Source organism: Pseudomonas sp. SDO5532_S415, assembly GCF_054071155.1.
In genome coordinates, this window is sequence record NZ_JBSVWS010000311.1 from 1 (window position 1) to 3,184 (window position 3,184).

Genomic DNA, 3,184 nt, shown 5'->3' on the forward strand with positions numbered 1-3,184 from the left:
ACGCTGAACGGGTGGGAGCGAGCCTGCTCGCGAAGGCAATCTCAAAAACACTTCCCTCCCGCGCCCCAGCACGCACCTGAATGTTCGAATATTTTCCTTTGGCCGCCCTTCGATGAGTTTTTTCAATCGAAGCCGACTGGCTGTGCGCGTCTTTATGGGCTAATATTTTCGCAAATGAACATTCATGTTCGAATTCAAATACAGAAAATCAAAGAATTCCGAGGCCTTAGCCGATGCCCACTTCTACCTTGCCTACGCCCCCTCTTGCCGAGGTCTACGATATCGCCGTCATCGGTGGCGGCATCAATGGCGTGGGGATCGCAGCGGATGCCGCCGGCCGCAGACTCTCGGTGTTCCTTTGCGAAAAGGATGATCTGGCCAGCCACACTTCTTCGGCCAGCAGCAAGCTGATCCACGGCGGTCTGCGCTACCTCGAACACTACGAGTTCCGCCTGGTGCGCGAGGCTCTGGCCGAGCGCGAGGTGCTGCTGACCAAGGCACCGCACATCGTCAAGCAAATGCGCTTCGTGCTGCCGCATCGTCCGCACCTGCGTCCGGCCTGGATGATCCGCGCCGGCCTGTTCCTGTATGACAACCTGGGCAAACGGGAACAACTCAAAGGTTCGAAAAGCCTGAAGTTCGGCCCGGACAGCGCCCTGAAAAGCGAAATCACCAAAGGCTTCGAATACTCCGACTGCTGGGTCGACGATGCACGCCTGGTGGTGTTGAACGCCATGGCAGCCCGGGAAAAAGGCGCTCACGTCCACACCCAGACCCGCTGTGTCAGCGCACGTCGCACCAAAGGCCTATGGCACCTGCACCTGGAGCGCGCCGATGGCAGTCTGTTTTCGATCCGCGCCAAGGCACTGGTGAATGCGGCCGGCCCTTGGGTCGCCAAGTTCATTCGTGATGACCTGAAAATGGAATCGCCCTACGGCATCCGCCTGATCCAGGGCAGCCACCTGATCGTGCCAAAGCTGTACGAAGGCGAACACGCGCACATTCTGCAAAACGAAGATCAGCGCATCGTGTTCACCATTCCGTACCTGAACCACTTCACGCTGATCGGCACCACCGACCGCGAGTACACCGGCGATCCGGCCAAAGTGGTGATCACCGAAGGCGAAACCGATTACCTGCTGAAAGTGGTCAATGCCCACTTCAAAAAGCAGATCAGCCGCGACGACATCCTGCACAGCTATTCCGGTGTGCGTCCGCTGTGCAACGACGAGTCCGACAACCCGTCGGCCGTCACCCGCGATTACACCCTGGCGCTGTCGGGCAGCGGTGAGGAAGCGCCGCTGCTGTCGGTGTTCGGCGGCAAGCTGACCACCTACCGCAAGCTGGCCGAATCGGCGCTGGCGCAACTGGCATCCTACTTCCCACACATCAAGCCGAGCTGGACGGCCAATGAAACCCTGCCGGGCGGCGAAGGCATGACCACCCCGCAAGCGCTGAGCTCGCAGATCCGCGACAAGTACGACTGGATTCCGACCGAGATCTCGCGCCGCTGGGCCACCACCTACGGCAGCCGGACCTGGCGCATGCTCGAAGGCGTACAAAACCTGAGCGATCTGGGCGAGCACATCGGCGGCGGTCTCTATACCCGCGAAGTCGATTACCTGTGCAGCGAAGAGTGGGCCACCACCGCCCACGACATCCTCTGGCGTCGCAGCAAGCTTGGCTTGTTCACCACCGCCGCAGAGCAGGACACGCTCAAGGATTACCTGAACAAGGTCGAGCAGAACCGCAGCAAGATCGAAGCGGCCTGATCGTTATCCGGAAAAACGAAAGCCCCTGAACCTCACGATTCAGGGGCTTTTTTTGCGCTTTTTTTAATCAGTCACGTAAATCCGATTCATGAATAGGCTGTTCTCGATGGGTCGCCCGTTGGTATTGCGCGGGCCAGACCGCCTTGTGTCCACCGAGGTCGTCATCCGCATGCAGTGGCCAGTACGGATCGCGCAACAACTCCCGGGCCAGGAAAATGATGTCTGCCTGACAGGTGCGCAGAATGTGCTCAGCCTGTGCCGGTTCGGTAATCATTCCTACGGTGCCGGTAGCAAGCCCTGCTTCTTTGCGTACACGCTCAGCGAAGCGGGTCTGATAGCCAGGCCCTGTCGGAATTTCCGCGTTGACCGCCGTACCGCCCGATGAGACGTCGATCAGGTCCACCCCCAGGGACTTGAGACGCCGCGCCAGCTCCACGGTTTCGTCGGGATTCCAGCCGTCCTCCACCCAATCGGTGGCCGAAACCCGGACAAACAACGGCAACTCTTCAGGCCACACCGCGCGCACCGCTTCGGTGACCTGCAACACCAGACGAATGCGATTTTCGAATGAACCGCCGTACTGGTCACGCCGCTGATTACTCAGGGGCGAAAGAAACTGGTGCAACAGATAACCGTGGGCGGCGTGCACTTCGACCACTTTGAATCCGGCAATGAGTGCGCGTTTAGCCGCATCGACGAAGGCCTGAACAATGTCAGCTATCTCGCTTTCTTCGAGCTGCTTGGGCTTTGTGTGCTCAGGGTCGTAAGCGATCGAGGACGGGCCGACTGGTACCCAGCCGCCGTCTGCGGGTTTCACACTGCCATGTGTGCCCAGCCATGGCCGCCAGGTACTGGCCTTGCGTCCCGCATGGGCCAGCTGGATGCCCGCTACGGCGCCCTGAGCGGCAATGAAGCGAGTGATGCGTTGCAGCGGTTCGATCTGTTCATCGTTCCACAAACCAAGGTCTTGCGCGGTGATGCGCCCGTCGGCGGTGACCGCCGTGGCTTCAGTAAATACCAGCCCCGCCCCGCCGATGGCACGGCTGCCGAGGTGGACCAGGTGCCAGTCATTGGCAAGGCCATCGACGCTGGAATACTGGCACATCGGCGATACCGCGATACGGTTGAGCAGGGTCAGTTGGCGAAGGGTATAGGGTTCAAGCAGCAGACTCATGGGGCACCTCTCGAATCAGTGGGCAGGCTCCAGGGTTCTGTTTGAAAGTCGACGAGTGACAGGAAAAAGGTTCAGCACCCGCCCCCGCGGGCAAAAAATTCGACAAGACGTCACAAGGAAAATCAAGCAGTGATTAGAGCCTAGTCGACAACGGGGGATGAGGGAGGGTTCAGAGGGATTTGGTGTAATGGAAATCGCTTTCGCGAGCAGGCTCGCTCCCACAGGGCATGCATAAATC

At 59.5% G+C, this 3,184-nt stretch carries 2 protein-coding genes; one reads left to right on the forward strand and one right to left on the reverse strand.

From position 1 onward, the window contains the following. The first annotated feature begins 233 nt into the window (after positions 1 to 233). Positions 234 to 1,772 (forward strand): glycerol-3-phosphate dehydrogenase, encoded by a 1,539-nt coding sequence (gene glpD / locus ACW9HW_RS29590; protein ID WP_457402870.1) that lies wholly within the window; start codon positions 234 to 236, stop codon positions 1,770 to 1,772. 67 nt (positions 1,773 to 1,839) lie between these two features. Here the strand turns inward: glpD and ACW9HW_RS29595 are convergent, their stop codons facing one another. After that, complete coding sequence (locus ACW9HW_RS29595; RefSeq protein ID WP_457402872.1) at positions 1,840 to 2,946, reverse strand: NADH:flavin oxidoreductase/NADH oxidase; 1,107 nt, start codon at positions 2,944 to 2,946, stop codon at positions 1,840 to 1,842. Between the last annotated feature and the right edge of the window lie 238 nt (positions 2,947 to 3,184).

Coding starts and splice junctions, on each gene's coding strand:
- glpD (WP_457402870.1), top strand. CDS start 234: ATGCCCACTTCTACCTTGCCTACGCCCCCTCTTGCCGAGGTCTACGAT.
- ACW9HW_RS29595 (WP_457402872.1), bottom strand. CDS start 2,946: ATGAGTCTGCTGCTTGAACCCTATACCCTTCGCCAACTGACCCTGCTC.